Source organism: Actinoplanes sp. NPDC048791, from assembly GCF_040650095.1.
Classification (GTDB): Bacteria; Actinomycetota; Actinomycetes; order Mycobacteriales; family Micromonosporaceae; genus Actinoplanes.
The window spans coordinates 1-1,717 of sequence record NZ_JBEZGQ010001418.1; the positions used below are offsets into that span (position 1 = coordinate 1).

At 74.0% G+C, this 1,717-nt stretch carries 1 protein-coding gene and 1 pseudogene; both read left to right on the top strand.

The features are described from left to right. The coding region (locus AB0C29_RS46975) for a multicopper oxidase family protein (RefSeq protein ID WP_360834683.1) at nucleotides 1–1,289 on the top strand (1,289 nt) is incomplete at its 5' end. Between the two features lie 27 nt (nucleotides 1,290–1,316). Then, a pseudogene (locus AB0C29_RS46980) lies at nucleotides 1,317–1,717 on the top strand (cytochrome P450); the annotation flags it as partial.

Here is a 1,717-nt window from a genome sequence, read left to right on the forward strand (position 1 = left end):
CCGGGCCCGGCGTGTCCGTCGCCGGCCTACGGGGCCCGGCCCGCCCGCCGACCCGCACCTTCACGCTGACCGCCCGCGCCGCGACGGTCGCCCTGCCCTCCGGAACGACCGTGGACGCCTGGACCTTCAACGGCTCGCTGCCGGGCCCCGAACTGCGGGTGACCCAGGGTGATCTCGTCGAGGTGATCCTGCGCAACGAGCTGCCGGACACCGGGGTCACCCTGCACTGGCACGGCTACGACGTGCCGGCCGGCGAGGACGGCGTCGCCGGGGTCACCCAGGACGCGGTCCCGCCCGGCGGCACGTTCACCTACCGGTTCGTGGCCGAGGACGCCGGCACCTACTGGTACCACTCGCACGAGCTGTCCAGCACGGCCGTCCGCAGAGGGCTCTACGGCGCCCTGGTGGTGGACCCCGCCGGGGCCCGGCCGGCGGAGACGGATCTCGTCCTGCCCGTGCACCGCTTCGACGGTGGCGTGACGGTCCTCGGCGGATCGGACCGGCGGGAGACCCGTGACGTGCCCGCGGGCCGGCCGGTCCGGCTGCGGCTGATCAACACCGACAACAACGCGCACCGGGTGGCGGTCAGCGGGACGCCGTACACCGTGGGGGCGATCGACGGCCAGGACCTCAACGGTCCGGCCGCGCTGACGGCCGAGACCACGTTGCGGCTGCCCGCCGGTGGCCGCTACGACGTGCTGTTCACCATGCCCGCGGGGGCTGTGCACGTCATGGTGGACGGGCGGGAGTCCGACGGGCTGCTGCTGGGCGCCGGTGCGGCACCCCCGCACCCGGACGGGACCGAGCTGGACATCACCCGCTACGGCACGCCCGCCCCCGGACCGTTCGGCCGCTACGACAAGGACTACACGCTGGTGCTGGACCGGCTGATCCGGTTCCTGGACGGGGTGCCCGGGTACGCGTACACGGTCAACGGCGACGTCTACCCGGACATCACGCCGCTGATGGTGGATGAGGGTGATGCCGTACGCACCACCGTGGTCAACCGCGGCACCGACAGCCACCCCATGCACCTGCACGGCCACCACGTGCTGGTGCTGTCCCGCAACGGGCGGCCGGTGAGCGGCAGTCCGCTGTGGCTGGACACGTTCGACGTGCTGCCCGGGGAGGTGTGGCAGGTGGCGTTCCGGGCCGACAACCCCGGGATCTGGCTCGACCACTGCCACAACCTGCCGCACGCCCGGCAGGGGATGGTGCTGCACGTGGCGTACCGGGAAGTGACGTCACCGTTCGCCGTCGGCCGGCGCACGCCCAACCATCCTGAATGAGCCATCCCGGACCGCTACCGTGCGGGGGTGGACGTCGACTTCACCGATCCCGGGTTCGTGCGCGACCCGTACCCGCGGCTCGCCCGGCTGCGCGAGCAGGCGCCGGTGAGCTGGCACGCCCCGACCGGCCGGTGGCTGGCCGCCGGGCATGCCGCCGTCGAGGGTGTGCTGCGCGACCGCCGCCTCGGCCGGTTCTGGCGCGACCGCGAGCCCGCAGCGGTCTACGAGCCGTTCAACCTGCTGCACCGCAACCACATGAAGGAGAACGAGCCGCCGGTGCACACCCGGTTGCGGTCGCTGGTCGCCCGGGCCTTCACCCGCGGGCACGTCGAGCGGCTGGGCCCGGCCGTCGCCGCCGAGGCCGTCGCCCTGCTGGCCGCCACCGGCCCGGAGTTCGACCTGCTGGCCGAGGTCGCCGAGCCGCTCGC